Source organism: Salinibacterium hongtaonis, from assembly GCF_003065485.1.
In the GTDB taxonomy this organism is placed as follows: domain Bacteria; phylum Actinomycetota; class Actinomycetes; order Actinomycetales; family Microbacteriaceae; genus Homoserinimonas; species Homoserinimonas hongtaonis.
The window spans coordinates 1,220,072-1,242,943 of sequence record NZ_CP026951.1; the positions used below are offsets into that span (position 1 = coordinate 1,220,072).

The 22,872-nt window shown below is 63.3% G+C and carries 22 protein-coding genes and 1 tRNA gene; 8 read left to right on the forward strand and 15 right to left on the reverse strand.

What is annotated here, in order from left to right; translation table 11 throughout:
• Positions 1-125 precede the first annotated feature (125 nt).
• Positions 126-503, forward strand: coding sequence for a hypothetical protein (locus tag C2138_RS05945; RefSeq protein ID WP_146181246.1), 378 nt, complete (start codon positions 126-128; stop codon positions 501-503).
• Positions 504-646: 143 nt separating this feature from the next.
• Positions 647-1,141: a DUF2975 domain-containing protein gene (locus tag C2138_RS05950; RefSeq protein WP_108516280.1), complete on the forward strand. Its 495-nt coding sequence runs from the start codon at positions 647-649 to the stop codon at positions 1,139-1,141.
• Positions 1,142-1,380: 239 nt separating this feature from the next.
• On the opposite strand, the gene C2138_RS05955 is transcribed toward C2138_RS05950, so the two are convergent.
• Together C2138_RS05955 and C2138_RS05960 are read right to left on the reverse strand one after the other, a co-directional pair.
• A complete protein-coding gene (locus tag C2138_RS05955; protein ID WP_108516282.1) occupies positions 1,381-3,762 on the reverse strand; it encodes an ATP-binding cassette domain-containing protein in 2,382 nt (793 codons plus the stop codon).
• Positions 3,763-3,781: 19 nt separating this feature from the next.
• Complete coding sequence (locus C2138_RS05960) at positions 3,782-4,558, reverse strand: SDR family oxidoreductase (RefSeq protein ID WP_108516284.1); 777 nt, start codon at positions 4,556-4,558, stop codon at positions 3,782-3,784.
• A 138-nt stretch (positions 4,559-4,696) separates the two neighbouring features.
• Between C2138_RS05960 and C2138_RS05965 the strand changes: the two genes are divergently transcribed.
• The 4 genes from C2138_RS05965 to C2138_RS05980 all read left to right on the forward strand — a co-directional run bounded on the left by C2138_RS05965 (position 4,697) and on the right by C2138_RS05980 (position 7,371).
• Positions 4,697-5,185: an NfeD family protein gene (locus C2138_RS05965; RefSeq protein WP_233245421.1), complete on the forward strand. Its 489-nt coding sequence runs from the start codon at positions 4,697-4,699 to the stop codon at positions 5,183-5,185.
• Positions 5,178-6,110, forward strand: a complete 933-nt coding sequence (locus tag C2138_RS05970; protein WP_108516286.1) for an SPFH domain-containing protein — start codon at positions 5,178-5,180, stop codon at positions 6,108-6,110. The genes C2138_RS05965 and C2138_RS05970 overlap by 8 nt, the downstream gene beginning before the upstream one ends.
• A gap of 26 nt (positions 6,111-6,136) precedes the next feature.
• Entirely contained in the window at positions 6,137-6,916 is a 780-nt protein-coding gene (locus C2138_RS05975) for a glycerophosphodiester phosphodiesterase family protein (protein WP_241961200.1), read from the forward strand.
• A gap of 89 nt (positions 6,917-7,005) precedes the next feature.
• A complete protein-coding gene (locus C2138_RS05980) occupies positions 7,006-7,371 on the forward strand; it encodes an RNA polymerase-binding protein RbpA (RefSeq protein ID WP_108516288.1) in 366 nt (121 codons plus the stop codon).
• 96 nt (positions 7,372-7,467) lie between these two features.
• Here the strand turns inward: C2138_RS05980 and lnt are convergent, their stop codons facing one another.
• Genes lnt through C2138_RS06025 form a run of 9 tightly spaced genes read right to left on the reverse strand, consistent with a single transcriptional unit; the run spans position 7,468 to position 17,222 of the window.
• Positions 7,468-9,060 (reverse strand): apolipoprotein N-acyltransferase, encoded by a 1,593-nt coding sequence (lnt, locus tag C2138_RS05985; RefSeq protein WP_108516290.1) that lies wholly within the window; start codon positions 9,058-9,060, stop codon positions 7,468-7,470.
• Positions 9,060-11,516 (reverse strand): DEAD/DEAH box helicase, encoded by a 2,457-nt coding sequence (locus C2138_RS05990; RefSeq protein WP_108516291.1) that lies wholly within the window; start codon positions 11,514-11,516, stop codon positions 9,060-9,062. Before C2138_RS05990 ends, lnt begins: the two co-directional genes overlap by 1 nt.
• Entirely contained in the window at positions 11,513-12,265 is a 753-nt protein-coding gene (tatC, locus tag C2138_RS05995; protein WP_108518875.1) for a twin-arginine translocase subunit TatC, read from the reverse strand. The genes C2138_RS05990 and tatC overlap by 4 nt, the downstream gene beginning before the upstream one ends.
• 47 nt (positions 12,266-12,312) lie before the next feature.
• Positions 12,313-12,513, reverse strand: coding sequence for a twin-arginine translocase TatA/TatE family subunit (locus C2138_RS06000; protein WP_108516293.1), 201 nt, complete (start codon positions 12,511-12,513; stop codon positions 12,313-12,315).
• Between the two features lie 41 nt (positions 12,514-12,554).
• Positions 12,555-13,556 (reverse strand): helix-turn-helix transcriptional regulator, encoded by a 1,002-nt coding sequence (locus C2138_RS06005; RefSeq protein ID WP_108516295.1) that lies wholly within the window; start codon positions 13,554-13,556, stop codon positions 12,555-12,557.
• Entirely contained in the window at positions 13,556-14,548 is a 993-nt protein-coding gene (locus C2138_RS06010; protein ID WP_108516297.1) for a helix-turn-helix transcriptional regulator, read from the reverse strand. Before C2138_RS06010 ends, C2138_RS06005 begins: the two co-directional genes overlap by 1 nt.
• Positions 14,549-14,551: 3 nt before the next feature.
• Positions 14,552-15,484 carry an FKBP-type peptidyl-prolyl cis-trans isomerase gene (locus C2138_RS06015; RefSeq protein WP_108996747.1) on the reverse strand — a complete coding sequence of 311 codons (933 nt, stop codon included), beginning with the start codon at positions 15,482-15,484 and terminating at the stop codon, positions 14,552-14,554.
• Between the two features lie 35 nt (positions 15,485-15,519).
• The gene (locus C2138_RS06020; RefSeq protein ID WP_108516301.1) at positions 15,520-16,545 is read right to left on the reverse strand and encodes a tRNA (adenine-N1)-methyltransferase; all 1,026 of its coding nucleotides are present in this window, start codon (positions 16,543-16,545) and stop codon (positions 15,520-15,522) included.
• Positions 16,542-17,222, reverse strand: a complete 681-nt coding sequence (locus C2138_RS06025; protein ID WP_241961201.1) for an HAD family hydrolase — start codon at positions 17,220-17,222, stop codon at positions 16,542-16,544. Before C2138_RS06025 ends, C2138_RS06020 begins: the two co-directional genes overlap by 4 nt.
• A 93-nt stretch (positions 17,223-17,315) precedes the next feature.
• Between C2138_RS06025 and C2138_RS06030 the strand changes: the two genes are divergently transcribed.
• A complete protein-coding gene (locus tag C2138_RS06030) occupies positions 17,316-18,188 on the forward strand; it encodes a PAC2 family protein (protein ID WP_108516303.1) in 873 nt (290 codons plus the stop codon).
• Here the strand turns inward: C2138_RS06030 and mshC are convergent.
• The 3 genes from mshC to C2138_RS06045 are packed head-to-tail and all read right to left on the reverse strand — an operon-like array spanning position 18,185 to position 21,625.
• On the reverse strand, positions 18,185-19,417 hold the full coding sequence (mshC, locus tag C2138_RS06035; protein WP_108516305.1) for a cysteine--1-D-myo-inosityl 2-amino-2-deoxy-alpha-D-glucopyranoside ligase: 1,233 nt from the start codon (positions 19,415-19,417) through the stop codon (positions 18,185-18,187). The two genes, C2138_RS06030 and mshC, sit on opposite strands and share 4 nt — an antisense overlap.
• Before the next feature lie 9 nt (positions 19,418-19,426).
• Positions 19,427-20,263, reverse strand: coding sequence for an undecaprenyl-diphosphate phosphatase (locus C2138_RS06040; protein ID WP_108516307.1), 837 nt, complete (start codon positions 20,261-20,263; stop codon positions 19,427-19,429).
• 60 nt (positions 20,264-20,323) lie between these two features.
• Entirely contained in the window at positions 20,324-21,625 is a 1,302-nt protein-coding gene (locus tag C2138_RS06045; RefSeq protein ID WP_108516309.1) for a M20/M25/M40 family metallo-hydrolase, read from the reverse strand.
• A 113-nt stretch (positions 21,626-21,738) separates the two neighbouring features.
• On the opposite strand from C2138_RS06045, the gene C2138_RS06050 reads away from it, so the two are divergent.
• Positions 21,739-21,823, forward strand: a tRNA-Leu gene (locus tag C2138_RS06050).
• 371 nt (positions 21,824-22,194) lie between these two features.
• Here the strand turns inward: C2138_RS06050 and C2138_RS06055 are convergent.
• Positions 22,195-22,866 (reverse strand): hypothetical protein, encoded by a 672-nt coding sequence (locus tag C2138_RS06055; protein WP_146181247.1) that lies wholly within the window; start codon positions 22,864-22,866, stop codon positions 22,195-22,197.
• Positions 22,867-22,872: the final 6 nt, after the last annotated feature.

Below are 22,872 nucleotides of genomic sequence, written 5' to 3' on the forward strand. Positions count from 1 at the left end.
CGAGATGCGCGAGGGGTGCCAAATGCGTGCTCAGGGGCGCAGCAACGGCGAATTTCGCGCCCCTCGGCGGGGCTCGGCGCCTTCGCGGGCTGGTGCGGTGAGCGCGGCGGACGTACCCTCTGGCCATGGACCAGGATGGCGTGAGTTCCGCAGAACAACACACTCAGCAGGATAAGAAGATCGACCCGCGAGCCCCTCGGATGACGTTGGCCGACTGGGTGATTGCGCGCCCCGTTTCTGTCGACGATGAGATGAATGGCCCGACGCCGGGCCCCGAACCGGGGGACGCCGAACGCCACATCGAGAACGACCGCAACCTCGTGGACTGGACGTGTGCCGTGTGCGGGCATCCACTGGGGGAGCACGTTGTCGACCACTCTGAGGGGCACACGATCTTCGAGTGCCCGGTCGACGACCTGAACGGCGCACCGCTGCCAGAGGCCGTGCCGCTCAACGAGGTTGGTCAGCCCAAGCACGTTCGGCAGCCCGGCGCTGAGCGCTAGGGGACTGCTTCGATCGGGGGAACCTGCCACCGGGTATCGGCCTGCTGTGGTCGCAGGACGACGTTCCCAGCCCGGGGGAGTGGACACGGTACCTAGCGATTAAGCCTATTGATTATCGATCGATTTCTATCGATAATCAATAAATGAACCCCAATCTGCCGCGACTCTCCCTGACGCTGATGATTGTCATAGAGTGCACCCTGGGGGCACTGTTCTTTGTTGGAATTGGCGCGCTTGCGCTTCTCCCGGGATTGTCAGCGGATATTGCCGCGAGCCTTCCTGAATACGCTGGCTTGCGTATGCCGTTGCTCGCGCTGGCCACCGCCATCACCGTTCTCGGGCTAGTTTCCCTGGTGATGATCGCTCTGATCGTGTGCCGCATTTACCGTGGATCCGTGCTCGCCCCTGCGTCCCTGCTATGGCTAGATGTGATCGTTGGTTCGCTCGGCGCTGCCGCATTTCTGATAGCCATCGCCTTCGTCGTGATTAGCAATGGGCAGGCGGGCAGTCCGTTCCTCGCGCTCGTCCAGTTGGTCGGGATTCTGGCTCTCGTCGTGCTGGCCTACATTGCCCTAAAGTTTCGGTCGCGCCTCAGGCGCGCGATTACGATGCGGGCTGAATTGGATGAGGCCGCCTGAGCGGTCATCCAATACGGTCTGCAGAACAGTTCGAATCTCAAGTCGACCAAATTCGGGACGGCCGAGCGCGCGGAATTGATGTGCGCATCTTTGCGCGCGTTGCGCGAAAAGTGGGGCTGTCAAACTCTACTTGACATAATGTGCATTATCGGCGGTGGGGAACGCCTAGCGAGAGCGGTTCGAACCTGCCCGGGTTGATGGTTGATCACCGGATTCGCTGAATCTGCCACAGCGGCATCCTAAGCGCCGACGTAGTTGGCCAGATGCTCGCCAGTGAGGGTAGATTTCGCTGCGACAAGGTCTGCTGGGGTTCCCTCGAAGACGACGAGACCGCCATCGTGGCCGGCGCCGGGCCCGATATCGATAATCCAGTCGGCGTGGGCCATAACAGCCTGGTGGTGCTCGACGACGATGACCGATTTGCCCGAATCTACGAGCTTGTCGAGAAGCTCAAGGAGCTGTTCAACATCGGCAAGGTGCAGCCCGGTCGTCGGCTCGTCGAGAACATAGACCGACCCCTTTTCGGCCATTTGGGTCGCAAGCTTGAGGCGCTGACGCTCTCCGCCCGACAGGGTCGTGAGCGGCTGGCCGAGACTGATGTAGCCGAGGCCGACGTCCGTGAGGCGTTCCAGGATGGTGTGAGCGGCCGGAATGCGAGACTCCCCCTCGGAGAAGAACGCCTTAGCCTCTGAGGCCGGCATCGAGAGAACCTCGCTGATATTGCGACCGCCGAGGGTGTACTCGAGCACCGAGGCCTGGAATCGCTTGCCCTCGCAAACCTCACACGTCGAAGCAACGCTGGCCATCACGCCAAGGTCGGTGTAGATGACTCCTGCGCCGTTGCAGTTCGGGCACGCACCCTCGGAATTTGGGCTAAAGAGCGCTGGCTTGACGCCGTTCGCCTTGGCAAATGCCTTGCGGATGGGCTCTAAAAGGCCCGTGTAGGTGGCCGGGTTGCTTCTCCGGGAGCCCTTGATGGTGCTCTGATCGATCGAAATTACCTCGTCGCTGGCGGGGATCGATCCGTGCACAAGCGAGCTCTTGCCCGACCCGGCGACCCCCGTGATCACGACCAGAACGCCGAGCGGGATGTCGACATCCACATTCTGAAGATTGTTGGCCGTCGCGCCTCGAACCTCAAGAGCGCCCGCGCGGGTGCGCACGGCATCCTTGAGCGCCGCCCGGTCATCAAGGTGGCGCCCCGTGAGGGTGTCGCTCGCGCGGAGGCCCTCGACCGTCCCCTCGAAGCAGATTTCTCCTCCTGCCGTGCCAGCTCCTGGCCCAAGGTCGACGGCGTGGTCGGCGATCACGATCATCTCTGGTTTGTGCTCGACCACGAGAACCGTGTTGCCCTTATCTCGCAGTTCCAGAAGCAGGCGGTTCATGCGCTGGATGTCATGCGGATGCAGCCCGATCGTTGGCTCATCGAAGACATACGTTACGTCGGTGAGCGAGGAGCCGAGGTGGCGAATCATTTTGGTGCGCTGCGCCTCTCCCCCAGACAGCGTGCCAGCCGGCCTGTCGAGGGAGAGATATCCCAGCCCGATCTCGACAAAAGAGTCGAGCGTGTGCTGCAACGATGCCAGCAGCGGAGCCATGGACGGCTCTTGCAGAGTGCGCACCCACTCGGCCAGGTCGCTGATCTGCATTGCGCAGACCTCAGCGATGTTGAGGCCGTTGATACGAGACGAGCGAGCCCCCTCGTTGAGGCGGGTTCCTCCACATTCCGGGCAGGTCGTGAACGTGACGGCGCGGTCGACAAACGCGCGGATGTGCGGTTGCATCGCCTCACGGTCTTTGGAGAGGAACGACTTCTGCACCTTGGGGATCAGGCCCTCATAGGTCATGTTGATGTCGGAAACCTTGACCTTGACAGGCTCTTTGTAGAGAAAGTCGTTGAGTTCGCGCTTGCTGTAGTCGCGGATGGGCTTGTCGGGGTCAAGAAACCCGGAGCCCGTGAAGATCTTGACGCCCCAACCGTCGGCGGTGTAGCCCGGAATGGTCAAGGCGCCTTCGTTGAGAGATTTTGAGTCGTCAAAGAGCTGGCTGAGATCGATGTCGTTAATCGTTCCCATCCCCTCACAGCGGGGGCACATGCCACCCGTGACGCTGAACTCACGGCGTTCCTTGATCTCTCGGCCGCCTCGCTCAAGAGTCACAGCCCCGGCCCCGCTCACGGAGGCAACATTGAAGGAGAACGCCTGAGGGGACCCGATGTGCGGCTCCCCCAGCCTGCTGAAGACGATGCGGAACATCGCGTTGACGTCGGTAGCCGTGCCGACGGTAGACCGTGAGTTGGCGCCCATCCTCTCTTGGTCAACGAGGATGGCCGTCGTCAACCCTTCGAGCACGTCGACGTCGGGCCGAGCCAGGTTGGGCATAAACCCCTGAACGAAGGCGCTGTATGTCTCGTTGATCATGCGCTGGGATTCGGCCGCTATCGTGCCGAATACGAGCGAACTCTTGCCGGAACCGGAGACCCCGGTGAACACCGTTAGACGTCGCTTGGGGATTTCGAGCGAGACGTTCCTGAGGTTGTTCTCACGCGCACCCTGAACGCGGATTAAATCGTGCCGATCTGCCGCATGCAGTTCGGACGATCGAGTCTCCGCAGGGTTCATGCCCAAGGTCCTCTCGCTGTTATTCGCCGGTCGATGCGCCTACGAAGTCGCTCACGTCGCCGACATAGCGCGTGTTGTTCTCGGGAACCGGCTCGACCGCGGCAGCGGCAACCTCTGCGGCGAACTCGTTGACGTTGTAGAGGCGTCCCGCCGCTTCTTTGCGAGCACCGATGGCTCCGGGGTTGGCACGCTCAAGAAGGGTGGCCGTGATGGTGCCCTCGATCATGTCGCCGGAGACGACGACGAACTCGATGCCCTTCTCCGCAAGCTCGGGGATCTTGGCGCGAAGAGCATCCTCGCCGGCGCGCTTGCTCAGCGCGACCGGAACGTATTCCGGCATGGTCTCAACGGTGTGGATGAAGTGGGCCTGGTGGCTCGTGACGAATACGACACGAGCACCAGGAGCGAGGATCGGAACGACGGCGTCGAGCAGAGCCACCTGCGCATCGCGGTTGAGCTGCATGGCGTAATCCTCGGCCATGCCGGATTCCATGCCGCCAGACGCATTCATAACGAGGATGTCGAGACCCTCATAGGCCTCGCGGATCGCGGCAACCATGGAGGCGACCGAATCAGCATCCGTGAGGTCTGCGCCAACGACGATGGCCTCTCCCCCGGCCGCAGCGATCTTGTCCGCGAGCTGCTGCGCGCGCTTCTCTTTGTTGCGGAAGTTGATGACCACACGGGCGCCAGCCTCGGCGAGCATTGTGACCGTATCGGCTCCGATGCCTCGGGACGACCCCGTGACGAGGGCGCGCTTGCCGTTGAGGGAACCGGGGGCGAGAGGGTTGGTCACGGTGATGCTCCTGAAGTCAATGCGGTATCACGGCGCTTGGGCGACGCCAGACGACACTACCAACTAGGCACTGCGCTCCGCCGCTCGGCATGCTGGCAGTGATAACTTCTGGGGACACCGACTCGCAAGGAGCCCAGGATGGACATCGTGACAGTGGACCTCACGCAATACCTCTGGATCGTGTGGCTCGTCTTTATTCTCGTGGCCGTGATCATTGAATTGTTCACGCTCGAGTTCACCTTTTTGATGATCGCCGCTGGCGGTCTCGGCGGTCTCGGTGCCAACCTGCTCGGTTGGCCGTGGTGGCTGCAGATTGCAGTGGCAGCCGTGCTCGCCGTTCTGCTCATCTTGCTCATCCGTCCCGTGCTCTTAGCCAAGCTCCACAAAGGCGAAGACACGACTCCCAGCAACCTCGCCGCGCTCATGGGAATGCAGGGCAGAGTCGTTGTCGAGATCGACGAGACGAAAGGGCAGGTGCGGCTTGCCAATGGTGAGACGTGGACCGCTCGTCTCTCTCCGCTCACCGTGTCGACGGTCGTTGTGGAGGGCGAGAATGTTGTTGTGACCGCAATAGAAGGGTCGACCGCTGTGGTTGTCCCCGTTGAAAGGACGGAATCACATGGTTGATATTTCTGCCCTCGTGGGGCAATTCTTTGTCGTTGCACTTCTGGTGGTGCTGGGCGTTTTCGTGATTGTCGTGCTATTCCGCGCGATCCGAATTGTGCCCCAAGCCACGGCGGCTGTGGTCGAGCGCCTCGGTCGATACCACAAGACTCTGCAGCCGGGCCTCAACATCCTGGTGCCATTTATCGACCGGATGCGACCGCTGATCGACATGCGGGAGCAGGTTGTGTCGTTCCCACCCCAGCCCGTGATTACAGAGGACAACCTGGTCGTCTCGATCGACACTGTCGTTTACTTTCAGGTGACGGATGCCCGGGCGGCCACGTATGAGATTGCCAACTACCTGGGTGCGGTTGAGCAGCTCACGACTACGACCCTGCGAAACGTTGTCGGTGGTCTCAACCTCGAAGAGGCCCTGACGAGCCGCGACAACATCAACGGGCAGTTGCGCATTGTGCTCGATGAAGCGACAGGCAAGTGGGGCATCCGCGTTGGTCGCGTGGAGCTGAAGGCTATTGACCCTCCCCTGAGCATTCAGGACTCGATGGAGAAGCAGATGCGAGCGGAGCGCGATAAGCGAGCCGCAATCCTGACCGCGGAAGGCACGAAGCAGGCCGCCATTTTGCAGGCCGAGGGGTCGCGCCAGGCGGCAATTCTCTCCGCTGAGGGCGACGCCAAGGCGGCCGTGCTTCGAGCACAGGGTGAGGCTGAGGCGATCACGACCGTGTTTCAGGCGATTCATGAAGGCCGACCAGACGCCCCGCTGCTCGCGTACCAGTACTTGCAAACCCTGCCCAAGATCGCGGAGGGTGAGGCGAGCAAGCTCTGGATCATTCCCTCCGAGCTCACGGAGTCACTCAAGGGCATTGCGGAAGGATTTCTTGGCAGCGCTTCGGTGCGAGGCAGCGGATCGCCTGAACAGCAGTAGAAGATCAGAACGGAATAAGGCGCATAGTGCGTATTGAGTCATCAGCGGGATACTTCTCCCCCGCTACCCCGCGAATCATCGCGCACCGAGGGCTATCCGTTGATGCGCCAGAGAACACCCTGCTTTCGTTCCTTAAGGCGTTGAGCGCGGGAGTGCGCCACCTTGAGACCGATGTCCACGCATCGGCTGACGGCCATGCCGTCATTAGCCACGACGAGGACCTCGCGAGGGTGGCTGGCCGCTCCGTTCGCGTGGATCAGCTCACGATGGCGGAGCTGCGCAAGGTAAACCTCGGCGCTGGACAAAGCTTCAGCAGTCTCGCCGAGATGCTCGACGCCTTTCCCGACGCCCGGGTGAACATCGACGTCAAGTCGGCGGCGGCCATCGAGCCGACCGTTCGGGCGATACTCGATGCCCATGCTACGGATCGGGTCTTGGTGACCTCGTTCGACGAAAAGAGGCGAGCGGCTGCGGTTGCTGGGCTACCAGGGGTTGCGACGTCGGCGTCGTCCTCGATCCTCGCGCGCACCCTCGTTGCCCTTCGGACCGGCAATACTTCGGCGGTCGCCCGAGCGCTGGGCGGGGTGGGTGCTGTGCAGGTTCCCGAGCGCTACGGTCCCGTTCGAATCGTCACTCCCCGCTCGGTGCGGATGCTGCGCAACGCCGGGGTCGAGGTTCATGTGTGGACCATCAATGATCCCGCCGATATGCGACGTCTCCTCGACATGGGAGTCGACGGGCTCGTTACAGATCGCGCCGACCTTGCGCTGGCGCTGGTGGCGGAACGCAACGGATTCCGAGAGTAGGCTGTGAACCCTTCGTAAAGCGCCGCATACGGAATGATTCTCCCAGCTTCGCGGTTTATAACTTGAGCAACGCGAGGAGGGACCACACAATGGCGGATCGCAGTTTGCGCGGAATGAGACTCGGATCACAGAGTCTTCAGAGTGAAGAGGGCGTTACCTTCTCCCCGCGCAAGACCAGTACATATCGTTCGGCAGATGGAACGACCTTTGAGGTGACGTTCTCTGCTGAAGCAGAAGTTCCAACCCAATGGGAATCCGCAAAAACCGGAGCCGAGGGTCGGCTTGTTGCCGACAACGGCGAGTTGGTTGAGCGTGAAGTGGGCGAAGAGAAGGTTGCCAGGACTCACTGGGACATGCTTCTTGAGCGTCGGACCCGTGCCGAACTCGAAGAACTGCTGCAGGAGCGGCTCGACTTTTTGAGGGCACGAAAGGGCCAGCACAAGATCGGCGCCTGACGTCTATCTCGGCTACGACAAAGGCCCCGCGATTGCGGGGCCTTTTTTGCGCTGTGCGGCAAGTCCGGTACCGGGCAGCGCGGATTCAGCCCTGATTCAGCGCTGATCGCCGAAGCGCGAAGCGCGGCGACGAGCAACGACTGCGCCGAACACGATGGATAGCAGGCCCAAGGCTGCGACCGTGATCTCAATCGGCTTTCCGGCGACTGACGCAGGGGTAATTGCGGTGCTGAGCGGAACATCCTCGACCATCGCACCCGCCTCAAACGGCGTCAGCTCTGCAAGCGTTGACCCCTCTGGTGAAATAATCGCGCTCACCCCCACCGTGGAGATATTGACGACCGAGCGCCCGTACTCGATGGCGCGGATGCGGGCGATCGCGAGCTGCTGAATGCTCTCGGAACTGCGGCCGAAATCGGCGTTGTTCGTGGGCGCGAGGATGATCTCTGCGCCGTCATCGACCATCTGATGAATGAGGGCATCGTCGACAATGTCGAAGCAGATCGCGAGACCGGCGAGGATGGAGGTCTGCGCCGTCTCGATGTCGAAGACGTTCGGTCTCGTGCCGATGGAATAGTCCCGGGGAATGAGATCGAACAGATCAGGGGCAAGCGGGTACCAGAACTGGCGATCGGGCAGATACTCCGCGAACGGAACAGGGTGCATCTTGTCGTATTGCGCGACGGCTCCCTCCCCCGGTTCCCAGAGCAGCAAGCTATTGAACGTCTCGTCTTCTTCGCCATCGGTTATGGTGCCGACCACGAGCGGCGCGCCGGTCCGCTCTGTGACAAAGTCGAGCACCCCCGCCGCCTGGGGATAGCGAAGCGGGTTGAGGTCTGCCGCATTCTCGGGCCAGACCATGACGTCGATCTCCTCATCGAGGATGGGCAGGCTTGCTTGCAAATGATCGTCGAGGATGTCGCCGCGCTGGCGATCTGAATAGAGCCCAGCATCCGCATTGCCCTGAACCGCTCCGACGCGAACCGTCGAATCAGACGCAATGGGGAACGCGGGGAAGCCGATAGCCACGACGAGGGCGACGGCGACGGGGGCGAATCTCGGCAGGGGGCGCAGGCTCCGCTCGGCGACAGCTTGAACGAGCATGGCCGCGAGAAATGCCACTATCCAGCTCAGCCCGGATGATCCCACCCACGCCACGAGCTCACCGAGCGGGCTCTCTGACTGGGAAAAGGCCAGCCTGCCCCACGAGAATCCGCCGTAGGGCCACACGCTCGCGACCGCTTCGCGAGCGACCCACACCCCGCCGACGAGGGCTGGAACAGCGAGCATCCTCCACGCCGCGTGGTCGACAAGAGGGGTGACCCATCGCCAAGCGAGGGCGATGAGCACAGCTCCCCCGGCGAAAAACACCGACTCAAGACCAGCGAGGGCCAACCAGGGCACAGGCCCGAGGTAGGTCGTGAGCCACATGACGTGCAGGCCATAGAAGGCGAAACCCCCGAGCAGGCCGATCACTAGTGCAGCACCGATCGATGCTGACCGCAGGGAGGCAAGGATGAGGGCTGTGCCGACCACGGCCAGTGGCCACCAGCCCAGAGGAGGAAAGGCCGCTGCAAGGAGCGCACCGCCGAGAACGGCCACGACGACGCGGAGGGCAAGCCAGCCTGCGCCTCGCCGTCGCGCCGAAAGCCCCAGTGCGTCAGATTCTATGGTGGTGCTCGCCGCCATTAGCCCACGCTCGAGTAGGCGACAATGCCGCGGCGAATGGATTCGAGCGCCTTGCGGGCCGTCGGGCCAACCGGCGCATCGGCAACCATGGAGAGCTGGTCGAGCAGGTCGATGGTCTGCTTAGTCATGCGCACGAAGTCGCCAGCGGCGAGCTCGGCATCCATCAAGACAGAATCCAGCGCAGCGCCCTGAGCCCAGCGGTACATGGCCATCGACAGCCCCGGAGATACGGGATTGGTGCCGGGCAAACGGTGGTCGCGCTCGACGTCGTCGAGGTTGGCCCAGAGGGTGGTCGTGTTGTCGAGTGCTGCACGGAACGAGCCCTTGGGCAGGGAACGCTCATCCCCCTGACCATCGTCCCGGCGCGGCTCGTAAACAATCGCTGCCGCCATCGCCGCCATGCCAGCGACATCGAGATCGTTCCATAGCCCTCGGCGAAGGCATTCCGCTACAAGAAGGTCACGCTCCCCGTAGATGCGTTTGAGGATGCGACCGCCCTCGGCAACGACCACTGCTCCGTGTTCATTGCGAGTGAGATAGCCGAGTTCGAGCAGCACATCGGTGACCCGGTCGAACACCTTGGCAACGGCACCCGTGCGGGTCTTAACCTGGCGACGCAGCTCATCCGTCTGCTTCTTGAGCCGCCACCAGCGCTCTGCCCAGCGCGCGTGAGCCTCTCTTTCGGCGCAGCTGTGGCACGGATGTTGCTTGAGTCGTTTGCGCAGCTCTGTGAGCTGGCGCTGCCGACGATCACGTTCTCCCCGGGAGCCCGCGTCGCTGCGAACGGTCTTGCGTTCGAGGTCACCGAGCTCACGGCGGATGCTTGCATACTCGGCAAAGTCGCCCAGGTGGCATTCCATTGCCTTGGCGTAGCCCGCGAGTGACTCCTCTTGGCTGCGCACCTTGCGGGCCATGTCGACAACGGAACGGTCAGCCTGAAACTGGGCGAATGACGATTCGAGCACGTCTCGCGTGCGTTCCCGCCCGAACTGCTCGATGAGGTTCACGGCCATGTTGTACGTGGGAGCGAAGCTCGAGTTGAGCGGGTAGGTGCGGCGCGAGGCAAGGGAGGCCACGGCCTGCGGGTCGATTCCGTTCTGCCACTGAATAACAGAATGGCCCTCGACGTCGATTCCGCGACGGCCCGCGCGGCCGGTGAGCTGGGTGTACTCCCCCGGCGTGATGGGCACCCGGGCCTCACCGTTGAATTTCTCGAGCTTCTCCAGCACGACGGTGCGCGCTGGCATATTGATGCCGAGCGCAAGAGTCTCTGTGGCAAAGACGGCTTTGACGAGCTTCTTTTGAAACAGCTCCTCGACGACCTCTTTGAACGCCGGCAGCATTCCCGCGTGGTGGGCCGCGACGCCGCGCTCCAGACCATCCAGCCACTGCCAGTAACCCAGCACCGCGAGATCTTCATCAGGGATCGCACGGCAGCGTTCTTCAACGATCTCTCGGATGACGTCGCGTTCGTGCTTCTCGGTGAGATGCACCCCGGCCCGCAGAACCTGAGCGACGGCCTGGTCACATCCCACCCGGCTGAAGATGAAGAAGATAGCGGGCAAGAGATTCTGCGACCCGAGGAGACGCACGATCTCGGCGCGATTGAGCTTGTCATCGTTGAATGCGGCGCGTGCGTGGTAGCGGTTGCGATCACGACCGCGAGCCCTGCCGCGCTCAGGCGGACGACCGCCGCGGCCACCGGATGACGCAAGGCGCATGAGCTCTGGGTTGACCCTGTGGGTGGCCGCCTGGCCAGAGGAGTCGAAGAGATCGAGCAGCTTGGACCGCACAAGAACGTGCTGGTCGAGGGGCACAGGGCGCTCTTCCGAAACGATCACCGCGGTGTCGCCCCGCACGGCCTGAAGCCAATCGCCGAACTCCTCGGCGTTCGACACGGTTGCGCTGAGGGAGACGAGTCGCACATTGCGAGGCAGATGGATGATGACTTCTTCCCACACTGCCCCGCGAAAGCGGTCGGCAAGATAGTGAACCTCATCCATCACGACAAAATCGAGGTCGCGCAGCAGATCGGAATCCGCGTAGAGCATATTGCGCAGAACCTCGGTCGTCATCACCACGATGCGAGCACCGGAGTTGATGTTGGTGTCCCCCGTGAGAAGACCCACATTGTCAGCACCGTAAGCCGCGACGAACTCCTGAAACTTTTGGTTGCTCAGGGCTTTCATGGGCGCCGTATAAAAGACCTTTGCCCGCGGCCTCTGCATTGCGAGGTAGACGGCATACTCGGCGACGATCGTCTTGCCTGCGCCCGTAGGGGCGGCGACGAGAACGCTTTCGCCGCGTTCGAGAGCTGCGGCCGCTTCGAGCTGGAACGGGTCCATATCGAAGGCGAGACCCTCGCGGAACGCGTCGAGGTGCGGTGCCGACTCGCGCAGCCGGGAGGCCGCATAGCGTTCAGCCGGGGACAACCCCGGGGATCCTGGGTCGATCATGCAGTGGCCGTTCCTAAAAACTCAGCGTTGCGCTTGGCCTTGCGCTTGTCGCTCAACCAAGCGATGCCGGCTGAGACCAGATACAGCGCGACCATCGGGATGATGAGAAGCACCATCGAGACGACGTCGGCGGCAGGAGTGGCGAAGGCCGCGAAGGCGGAGATCACGACGACGGCGATGCGCCACGACTTGAGGATTTGCTTCGCGCTGATGACGTCGGCGAAGTTGAGCAGCACGAGAAAGACCGGCATAACAAACGCGATTCCCACCGCGATGAGGAGCTTGAGCGAAAAATCGAGATACACCTTGGCCTGCAGCAGAGTTGCTGCTCCCTCGGCGGCGAAGCGCACGAGCAGATCCACCATGTTGGGCAGAACGAGCCAGCCCACGAAGCATCCGGCCAAGAACAGCGGAACTGCCGTGAGCACAAAGCCCAACGCAAAGCGCTTTTCGTTCTTGTGGAGTGCAGGCATAAAGAAGGCCCAAATCTGATAGAGCCAGACGGGGCTCGATGCTACGAGGCCGACGGTGAAAGCGATCTGCAGTCGGGTATCGAATGCTTCGGTGAGGTAGGTGTAGGCGACCTCTGCGGTGCGGCCCTGCTCCTCGGCCACAATCAGCAGAGGAGCTTGAAGCTGGGCCCAGACCCAGTCCGCGACGAAGAACCCGCCGACGGACAACGCAATGATGGCGCCGGCGGAGATGAAAAGCCGGCGCCGGAACTCAAGCAGGTGCGAAACCAGGGGCATTCGCCCCTCGCGATCTCGCTGCCCGCGTTTCGGCGCAGCCATGGAACTCAGTTCTTTGGAGCGTTCTCGTCGGTGGGCGCCGCTGCCTCGTCCTTAGCGTCCTTCTTGTTTGAGCTCATCTCGCTCTTGAAGATGTTCATCGACTGAGCGACACTCTTGGCAATGCTAGGCAGCTTCGGGGCAGCGAAGAGTACGAGAACGATGAGGACCAGAAGTAGTCCGGTCCATCCGCCGAGGTTTGCGGGCATGAGTCTCTTCTTTCAGGAAGGGTGTGGGTAGAAAGTCTACGTCACTGGCCTGAATCTGCGTCATAGCGAGATTCGGCACGTCGAACCCAGTCTGCCACGGCGGCACGGGCATCTGCCGGGGCAACGACGCGCACGGTGCCCGGCATGCCCGCGACCAGGCGTTTAAGCCTGTGGTAATGGGGCACGACAACCGTCGTGCGCACAACATCCGGTGCGACCGTTTCTGGTTCGGACGGGCTGAAATCGGCCAGAAGAGGCAGAACGGCGGAGGCAACCTCGAGGGTTACGGGGATGTCGTCGCTTGACCCCTCGAACAGCGAATCTCCGAGCAGGATGTCGCGAGTGTCGGGAGAAACGGGCTGGTCCGAGACAACGGGGTCGATAATGCGGTCAAGCCGAAACGTTCTCGTGGATTCGCGCACATGATCCCACGCCCGCAAATACCAGTCGGCGTCGAGCGACTCGACCCGGAGAGGGTCGACCCTTCGGGACGCTCGCTCGCCCTTCCAGTCGATGTAGTCGAACTCGAGCTGCAAACCGCGCGTCACGGCATCGCGAATGACCCTGAGCGTCTCGCTCGACTCGGACCCCTCCACCGCCACGGGGCTCGGAGTGGCCGAAGCACCGCGCGACAGTTTGGCCATAAGCGCGGAGATCAGGCCAATGTCGGCGTTCTCCGGCAGCGCCGAAAGGTATTGAAGGCCGGCGATGAGCGCTGCCGCTTCGCGAGCGGAAAAGCGCGGGGCATCGTCGATGGCAACGAGATTCGTGAGCACGATCTCGTCGTTGTCGCTGAAGTCGTCCCACGCGAGATCGAAGAGATCGCCGTGCTGGTAAGTGCCCGTCTCTCCCGGGATGCCCGAAACCGCGATGAGCTTGACCGCATCGCGCACCTGAGACTCGCTGACACCGAAATGGGCTGCGACCTCAGCGACGCTGATGCGACCCTGCTCCATGAGGTAGGGCACAAGAACCAGCAAGAACGCGAGCTTGTCGCCCGCCTGAGGCACCCGAGCGCGCGGCGCCCGCTTGTTCTCGGCCATCAGCTGTCCCCCTCGTGCTGTGCTCGTACCGTTCTGAGGCGCTCTCGAACGGCGGCGCGCAGTTCGGGGGGCGAGATCACGAGCACTTCGGGGCCCATTGCGGCGAGCTCGTCGGCGAGGATTGCCGCATCGGCATAGTGCAGCGTGACGTTGTTCCCCTCGCTGGCTGCCGAACCGCGTCGGCGGAGAAGGCGCGTTTCGGCATCCGAATCGGGTTCCACGCGCACTTCGGCGACGTGGGAGTTCCACACCTCGTTGACGCCGGCGAGGCCGAGCGCAGCCTGATCGCCTGCGGGAGGAACGAACTGCTTAGCGAGAATGGCAACCTTGCTGACAATGCGTCGCAAGAGGTAGGTGCGGGTGTCGTTGCTGCCGGGCACCCGAGCGAACAGGTGCCAGCGGCCCTCGTGCTGGAAGAGGGCGAGCGGTTCGACGGTGCGTTCGGATGCCGTGGCCTGGCCCGGCTTGAGATAAGAGAACGTTACGGCCACGCTCTTTTGCAGCGCGATCGAGAGCGGCTCGAAGGCGGCATCCCTCACCCTGACCCTGGGGGCGTAGCCCACGACGGGTTCGGTCGGCGAAAGCCCGAGAGAGCGCAGCTTGAGCAGTGCCCGCGCCGATTCGGCCGACATGGATCCCTCCCGCCACACGACGGCGGCGAGATTGAGCAGCGTGGTCTCTTCTGGCGAGAACGTCACATCGGTGGGGAACTCATACTCACCGCGCGGGATGCGATAGCGCAGGTTCTGATTGTTGCCCGGCTCCCCCGCGGCCTCCACCGTCTCAAGCGGCACGCCGAGCTCGCGGATCTCGTCTTTGTCGCGCTCGAACTGTCGCTCGAGTGTGGCGTTATCGCCGCCCGCGACGAAGCGCTGCGCGTATCCCTGCACGGTCGAAAGAATCTCGTGCTTTGTGAGCCCAGAATCCGTGGCTAGCAGAGCCAGAACGAGGCTGAAGAGCCTCTCCTCTGCAGGGATGCGCGCAGTGGCCATCGACTACCCGGCGATTCCGAGAATGTCGACGACGAAGACGAGCGTTGAGCCGGCCGGGATGGAGGCGCTTGCCTGGTCTCCGTAGCCGAGAGCCGGCGGGATGACGAGCAGCACCTGCGAGCCGACCTTCTGACCAACGAGTCCGTCGATGAAGCCCTCGATGACGGTGCCGTCACTGAGCTCAAAGATGGCGGCCTGATTGCGGTCCCAGCTGCTGTCGAACTGTTCGTTGTCGGCCCAGGTGAATCCCGAGTAGTTGAGAACGACCTTGTCGCCCTCCTCTACCGTTTCGCCGTCGCCCTCTTTGAGAACCGAGACGACCAGGTCATCCGGAGCTTCCGTAGCCGGAATCGTGACTCCGGGGCGGCCGTCGGGTGCGAGGACCACGGTCGGGTCGCCATTCTTGCCCGGCTTGGTCGTGCCGTCTGCCTTGGGCAAGAACGCGTCGAGCACGTCGACGATAAAGATGAGGGAGTCGTCTGCGCCGACGCCGGCATCGGGAATGGCCTGCCCGCCGTGAGTCTCCTCCGCCGTGCCCACGACAACGAGACGTGACCCGACGGACGCGCACTCAAGGGCCTCGGTGGCCGGAGGCAGAGCCTCTGAGCCTGTCGTGAGGATGACGCCACCCTCGTATCCGGTGGAATCCACGATCTCGCCGGTCGCGCCGCTGACGATGGAGATCTCCACCAGAGCAGGCTGGCCGTCGACAAGCTTGGGCCCTTCGCCGTCGATGACCGTCGACACCTCGGTCGACTTGGCGATGACCGGCGTGGGGGTGTCGATCGTGGGCTCAGACCCGAGCTTGCCCGTCACCTTGACTACCGACGACGCGTCTCCCGAGGGGAACACTCCGCACTCGGTCGAAGCCGACGTGCACGCGGCCAGGGTAGGCACCACAAGGGCGACGGCAATGAGCGCGGAAATCTTGCGCACGGATCCTCTTTTCATAACGGCGGATTGCGACGATTCTAGTTGTCGGTTGGTGAGGATGCGTCGGCGTCGGCCTCTGCGCGCGTTGCCTCCTCGGCGGCTACGGCGTGTGTGGCGGCGCTGCGAGCAACTCGCACGGTCTTGCGGAGCTTCTTATCCGTTCCGCTGCGCTCCCCCAGTGCTCCCGGGGTCCACAGCTCCACGTCCTCGTCGCTGAACTCCGTCTTCGACGCTCGGCGCTTGAGCTGAGGCAGAATCGTGCCGGGAGCGAGCCTGCGGGCGGTCAGCAGGAACCCGGTGTGCGCGACCATCCTGTGGTCAGGGCGCACGGCGAGCCCCTCGACGTGCCATCCGCGCACCATCGTCTCGGATGACTGCGGGTCAGTGAAGTTTCCGGTTGCGCGGATAGCCTCGGCCACGCGGGAGAGCTGGGTGACCGTGGCGATGTAGCAGACGATAACGCCGCCGGGGCGGAGCGCCGTGGCGCACGCGTCGAGGCACTCCCATGGTGCAAGCATGTCGAGAATGATGCGGTCGACGGATGCTTCTTCTGTCGTCTGCGGAAGGGCCTCGGTGAGGTCCCCCACCGTGACCGACCAGTTCTCGGGCCGCTGGCCAAAGAAGCTCGTGACGTTGGCTTGGGCGATGTCCGAGAACTCCTCGCGACGCTCGAACGACTTGAGGGTTCCGCTCTCCCCGATCGCTCGCAGTAGCCAGAGGCTCAGCGCGCCGGAGCCGACACCGGCCTCCACAACGGTTGCGCCGGGAAAGACGTCGCCGAGCGCCAGAATCTGGGCAGCATCCTTGGGGTAGATGATCGCGGCGCCCCGCGGCATCGACATGACGTAGTCGTTGAGCAGGGGACGAAGCGCCAGGTATTCGTCGCCCTGCGAGTTGGTGATCACCGAGCCATCGGGAAGGCCGACGATAGCGTCGTGGTCGATCGTGCCGCGGTGGGAGTGAAACACCTTGCCCGGCTCAAGAATGATCGTGTGCAGGCGAGCCTTGGGCCCCGTGAGTTGCACCTTGTCGCCGACGCGGAATGGACCGCTGAATCCGGTCATAGATTGACTTCTTTCGTTCGCGACGTGGCGAGCACAGCGGCAAGATCACCGGTGCTTCGCCCGTCAAGTGTGGGCCACAGCGTGTATTCGGTGCTGTGGGGCAGGTCAACGTGGGCGGGAATGCCGATCGTGGCCATGCCGGCCGCGACGGCGGACGCGATGCCCGTGGGTGAATCCTCCAGCGCCACGCATTCCGTGGGGTCGACCCCGAGAAGTGACGCGGCGTGCAGATACGGCTCAGGATGCGGCTTGCCGTGGGTTACTGAGTCGCCGGAGATCACCGCATCGAAGGCGGGGAAGCCGATCGAGTCGGCCACCAGCTCCGCCATTTCGCGGTACGACATCGTGACCAGTGCGGTCGGCACGCCACGCTCGCGCAGGTCGAGGAGCAGTTCCCGCGCGCCGGGACGCCAGGGCACTGCCTGCCGAATCTGGTCAGAAACGCGTGAGCTCAGCCGCTCGATGATGACCTCGGCGGGCAGGTCAACGCCACGACCCTGGAACACCTGGGCCGAGTGGAGCAGGGCGGCACCGACGAGCTGCACCGCGTCTTCGGGGCCCCACGAGATGGAATATTCATCGGCCAGCTCTCGCTCGGCACGCATCCAATAGGGCTCGGTATCGACGATGGTGCCGTCCATGTCCCAAAAAACGCCAGAGGGGAGAATGTCGGTCACACCTTCGAGTCTACGGGGCCGAGAGCGCACGCCCTGCCGGGGGTTCTATCCTTGATGGCAGGCGATCGGATGTGATCGCGAAGGAAGTAGGGAATCGTGGCTGACAAGATCCTTGGCGGGCGGCTACTCGTCGTCGCGTTCGAGGGCTGGAACGACGCGGGAGACGCCGCCAGCAATGCCGTCGTCGCGCTGCGCGAATCGCTCGCCGTGCGACCCATCGCTGCCGTTGACCCCGAAGACTACTTCGACTACCAGTTCAACCGCCCCTCGGTAAAGATCGACGACGATGGCAGCCGCTCGATTGTGTGGCCCGGTGCGACCGTCTTCGGCCCAGAGGACGAGGGTGATATCTACCTGCTTCTCGGCACGGAGCCGTCACGCAACTGGAAGATCTTCGCCTCCGAGATCGTGGAGACCATAGAAGACCGGTCGATCGAGGGCGTTATTTTTCTCGGATCGATGCTGGCCGATGTGCCGCACACCCGCCCCATCTCGATCTTCATCACGAGTGAGAACGAACGACTGCGCAAGGACTTTGAGCTCGAGCGCAGCACCTATGAGGGCCCTGTCGGCATTCTCAGTGTGCTCGCCGAGGCCTGCGAGAAGGCGGATGTTCCCACTCTCTCGGTGTGGGCATCCGTTCCCCACTATGTGCACAGCGTGCCGTCGCCCAAGGCGACCCTTGCGCTGCTCGACAAGCTGCAAGCCTTGATCGGCGTGACCGTGCCGCGCGACGAGCTTGAGGTGCAGGCGACCGCATGGGAAGAGAACATCGACACTCTCGCCGGTGAGGACGAAGAGATGGCCAGCTACATCGCGCAGCTCGAGCAGGCGCGCGACACCGTCGACTCCCCCGAGGCGAGCGGCGAGGCCATCGCTCAGGAGTTTGAAAAGTACCTGCGGCACCGCGGAGACGGCCGCGATGGCCGTGCCGACGGCCGGGATGGCCGCGGCGGTCGCGGCTAGAGCCGAATACCCAGCAGCGCGTCGATTGCCGCCACGGCCACCGACGTAGCCGCAACACCCGACGCGATGCGTGCATCTACAGCCGCGACAGCAGCGGGCGTATCGAGATCGTGCTGCAGCACAGAACGAAGGGTATCGAGCAGGGGGTCATCCGCCGATGCCTTGGCCCCGGCAGCCCACTGCAACCACGTTTCTAGTCGCTGCCGCGACTGCGCGAGATGGGCATCCGTCCACTCCCAGTCGGTGCGGTAGTGCTGGGCGAGAAGGGCCAGCCGGATGGCGCGAGGGTCGACGCCGGATTCCACAAGGCGTGACACCAGCACCAGGTTGCCGAGCGACTTGCTCATCTTCTCGCCCTGGTAGGCGACCATTCCCGCGTGGGAGTAGATCTCCGCCAGGGGTTGACCTGTGAGGGCTGAGATGTGGCCGGCGCTGAACTCGTGGTGGGGAAACACGAGGTCGGAGCCGCCGCCGTTGACCGTGATCGTGTGGTCGTTGTGATCGAGCGCGATAACGGCGCATTCGATGTGCCATCCGGGTCGCCCGCGGCCCACCACGGTGTCCCAGGCTGGCTCGCCCAAGCGCTCTGCCCGCCATAGCAGCGGGTCGAGCGGGTCACGCTTTCCTGGCCGGTCGGGGTCTCCCCCGCGCTCCGCCGAAAGGGCGAGCATCGTCTCGCGGTCGAGGTTGCTTTCGCTGCCGAGCTTCCAAGGGCCCTGGGCCTCCGCGGCAATGCTGTCGAAGTAGATGTCGTCGTCAGCGTCGTTGCTGGGGACTCGGTATGCCGTGCCGCGCTCGAGAAGGGTGGCCACGGCATCCGCAACATCATCGATGACTTCGGTTACGCCCACGTAGTACTGCGGCGGGATGATCGCCAGCAGTTGCATGTCGCTGCGGAACAGATCGATCTGCGACTCGGCCAGCTCGCGCCAGTCGACACCGGTGGCCGCCGCACGCTCCAGCAGCGGGTCATCCACATCGGTGATGTTCTGCACGTAGCGAACATCCTTGCCGGCGTCGAGCCACAGTCGCACGAGGCTGTCATACGCAAGGTAGGTGGCCGCATGGCCCATGTGGGTCGCGTCGTACGGCGTGATGCCGCAGACGTAGAGCGACGCGTGAGGGGTGGCGCAGGCTCGCTTGAGCGAGGCTGTTGCCGTGTCGTAGAGCTCGGGCACGGGTCCGGTACCGGGCAGGGCGGGGACGGCGGGATGGCTCCAGGACTTCACCCCTCAAGCCTAGAGCGGGTCGAGCACCCCCACCGACAACAGCACGAGCAGAGTGCCACCCAGAAGGAGGCGGTAGATCACGAACGGCAGGAACGAGTGCTTCGAGATGTAGTTCATGAGGAACGCGATCACGGCGAGGCCAACACCAAAGGCGACGACGGTCGCAACAGCGGTCTCGGCATAGCCGTAGTAGCCCGCAGGCTCGCCCAGGCTGTGCTGCAGCTCATAGAGCCCGCTGCCAAAGACGGCGGGAATCGCCAGCAGAAACGCGAACCGGGCCGCCGCTGGCCGGGTGTAACCGAGGGCCAGCCCGGCGGTCGTTGTGGCGCCGGAGCGGGAGACACCGGGGATCAGCGCGAGCATCTGCGCGAGCCCAATGAGCACGCCATTGCGGTAGGTCATCTCGCTCATCTCGCGGGTGCGCTTGCCGAGTAGGTCGGCCAGGCCGAGCAGGATGCCGAAGACAATCAGCACAATCGCGACGACCCACAGTGACCGAAAGACCGAGCGGATGTATTCCTGCGCAAAGAAGCCGACCAAGACGATGGGAATGGTGCCGATGATGATCAGCCAGCCGAGGCGAACATCCGGGTCATTCTTGGGAATGCCCTCTGCGGAGCGGAAGTGCCGAAACCACCGGCCGATGATGCGGGTGATGTCCTTCCAGAAGAAGATGACCACGGCAGCCTCGGTGCCGAGCTGCGTGATCGCCGTGAAGGTGGCGCCGGGGTCGGTTGCTGAGGGCAGAACCTCGCCGACGATGCGCAGGTGCGCGCTGGACGAAATCGGCAGAAACTCGGTTAGACCCTGGATAAGGCCCAGGATGATCGCCTCGATAAAACTCACGGGTCTCCTCAGTAGGTGGTGGCGCGGTCGGGAACGCTGAGAGCAGGCGGCCGGGCCGAATCAGTATTCCAGCAACAGGTCGCGGAGAACCTGCCTGCCGAACACGAGCGCGTCGAGTGGCACGCGCTCGTCGACGCCGTGGAACATTCCGGGAAAGTCGAGATCGGCAGGCAGCTTGAGCGGCGCGAACCCATAACCGCGAATGCCCAGCTTGCTGAGCGCCTTGTTGTCGGTGCCCGCCGCGAGAAAGTACGGCAAAACGGGGGCTCCGGGGTCGTGCCGTTCGAGCGTTGCCTTGACGGCGTCGACGAGGGCTCCGTCGAACGTGGTCTCCGTGCCGATATCGCGAAACATCGTGACGACCTCGATATCGGGGCCGACCGCATCCTGAATCGCCGCCATCACGGCATCCTCTTCGCCGGGGAACGCCCTAACGTCGATGAGCGCCTCTGCGGTGTCGGGGATAACGTTGTGCTTGTAGCCCGCTGTGAGCACGGTGGGGTTGGCGGTCGTGCGCAGCGACGCCTGGATCCAACTGGATGCGGTGCCCGTCGACAGCGCAAGTTCTTCGGGACCAACGCGCTGAGGGTCGGTGCCCAGAATGCGCGCGATCTCCCCGAGAAGCTGCTCGGTTGTGTCGGTGAGGCGCACGGGCCATTCGAGCCGCCCGACGGCGGCAACCGCCTCGGCCAGGCGCGTCACCGCATTGTTTGTGATGATGCGGGAGCCGTGGGCTGCGGGGCCGCGGGCGACGAGCTTGGCCCAAATGAGGGCCTTCTCCCCCGTTTGCAGCAGGTAAGCCCGCTGGTCGCCGACCGTGATTGAGTAGCCGCCAACCTCACTTATTGCCTCGGTCGCGCCGGCGAACAGCTCAGGATGCTCGCGCACCAAATAGCCGGAGCCCAAGACTCCCCCGGCCTCCTCGTCGGCGAAGAAGGCAACAACGAGGTCGCGCGCTGGCCGCCTGCCCGAGCCGAGGATGTCGCCGAGGGCCGTGAGGATCATGGCATCCATGTTCTTCATGTCGACCGCGCCTCGGCCCCAGATCATGCCGTCCTTGATCACGCCAGCGAATGGGTCGACGCTCCAGTTCTCGGGAATCGCCGGAACCACATCGAGGTGCCCGTGGACGACAAGTGCCTCGTCGTGGCTCTCGCCTTCGACGCGGGCAACCACGCTCACCCTGCCGGGCTCGCTTTCGAACAACTGAGGGGTCAAGCCCAGGGCCGAGAGTTTCGCGGCAACGTATTCGGCCGCGTCAGCCTCGCCATTTGAGCGACCCTCTCCATAGTTGCTGGTGTCAAAACGGATCAGATCGCGGGTGATCAGGGCCGTCTCGTCGAGGTGTGCATCCGAGGTCATCACTCAACGGTACTAGCCGCACGAGCGCGACTCGCCCGGGCGGCGGCGAGTGGACAAATGAGCCTCTCCAGTCGTGCTAAAGTTTTACCTCGTTGCCACAAGCAACACATCCAGTCCGGATGGCGGAAATGGTAGACGCGCTAGCTTGAGGTGCTAGTGCCCGTATAGGGCGTGGGGGTTCAAGTCCCCCTTCGGACACAGAGAGTACTTCGGACAATCTACGCAGATTGTTCAGAGAATTGGGCCGGTACGCAGAGAAATCTGGGTACCGGCCCTTTTTCATGCCCATTGGGCGCTAGGCACACCATAGAACGAGCGGTGCCGGCGAATGCGGCTTGTATTTCACACTGAGTTCTTCTGAGATCAACGCGTCACAAATATCCTGAATCGCCGCTTGGATGTGGGAGCGCTCGCGCAAAAGCTCAGTCATCGTGTCGCCAACTCTGAAGTTATGGTGGCGCGGGGCCATTCCGGTCAGCCACTGTACTCCTAGAGCAACGGGGCTCGCTTGTTGCCGCCGTCTGAATCGGTCGTCGTAGCGGGCCGCCCTGTCAGCGGGTGTGAGCGGGTTATTCGCCGAGTCGCGCAGCCTTGCGTTCCTGGTTCTCCATGAGCTGTTGACGCCACCCTGGTGAGAGGACCTGCGGTGGGAGGCGTGTGGCAATGAGGTTCCAGGCCAGAACAAGAGCGACAGCCAGGTATGTGGTCCATACCCAGGTGTCTATTGCTGCTGCGATCTCCGCCTGCGAGTGCAGGATTGAGTTGCTGCCACGGTCTTCGAGGGCGGGGCGGAGAACCCCTTCGAGCCCGAGGACTGCGGAGCCGACGAGTATCGCCGATGCTCCCAGCCCCTTCCACCATCTGGGCGCTCCCCGTCTGATCAGCGCGAAGGAGGGGTAGTGGTGGAGTGTGCGCCCTGGCTTCCCGTAGGTGAGCAGGCCCGCTCCGAGCAGGATGAGGATTTCCGTTGCGAAAATCACATCCCGCCCCGAGCCGAACTTGTAACGGGACCAGAGTGGAGCGTGGGCGGCGATCAGCCAGAAGAACGCCGCGCAATATACGATCCCTGTCCCCGCCGCTGCAATGCGGGCCGCACGCCGACGTCGGTAGTCGCTGTAAGCGCCCTTTGCTGATTGCCAGCCGGTGGATAGTGGTGAATGGCAGGTGAAGCAGAGCGCTTCCCCCTGCTCAAATGGCGCCTCGCACGACGGGCAGCTCAACAGCGTGCGAGAGTTCGTCATGCGAGG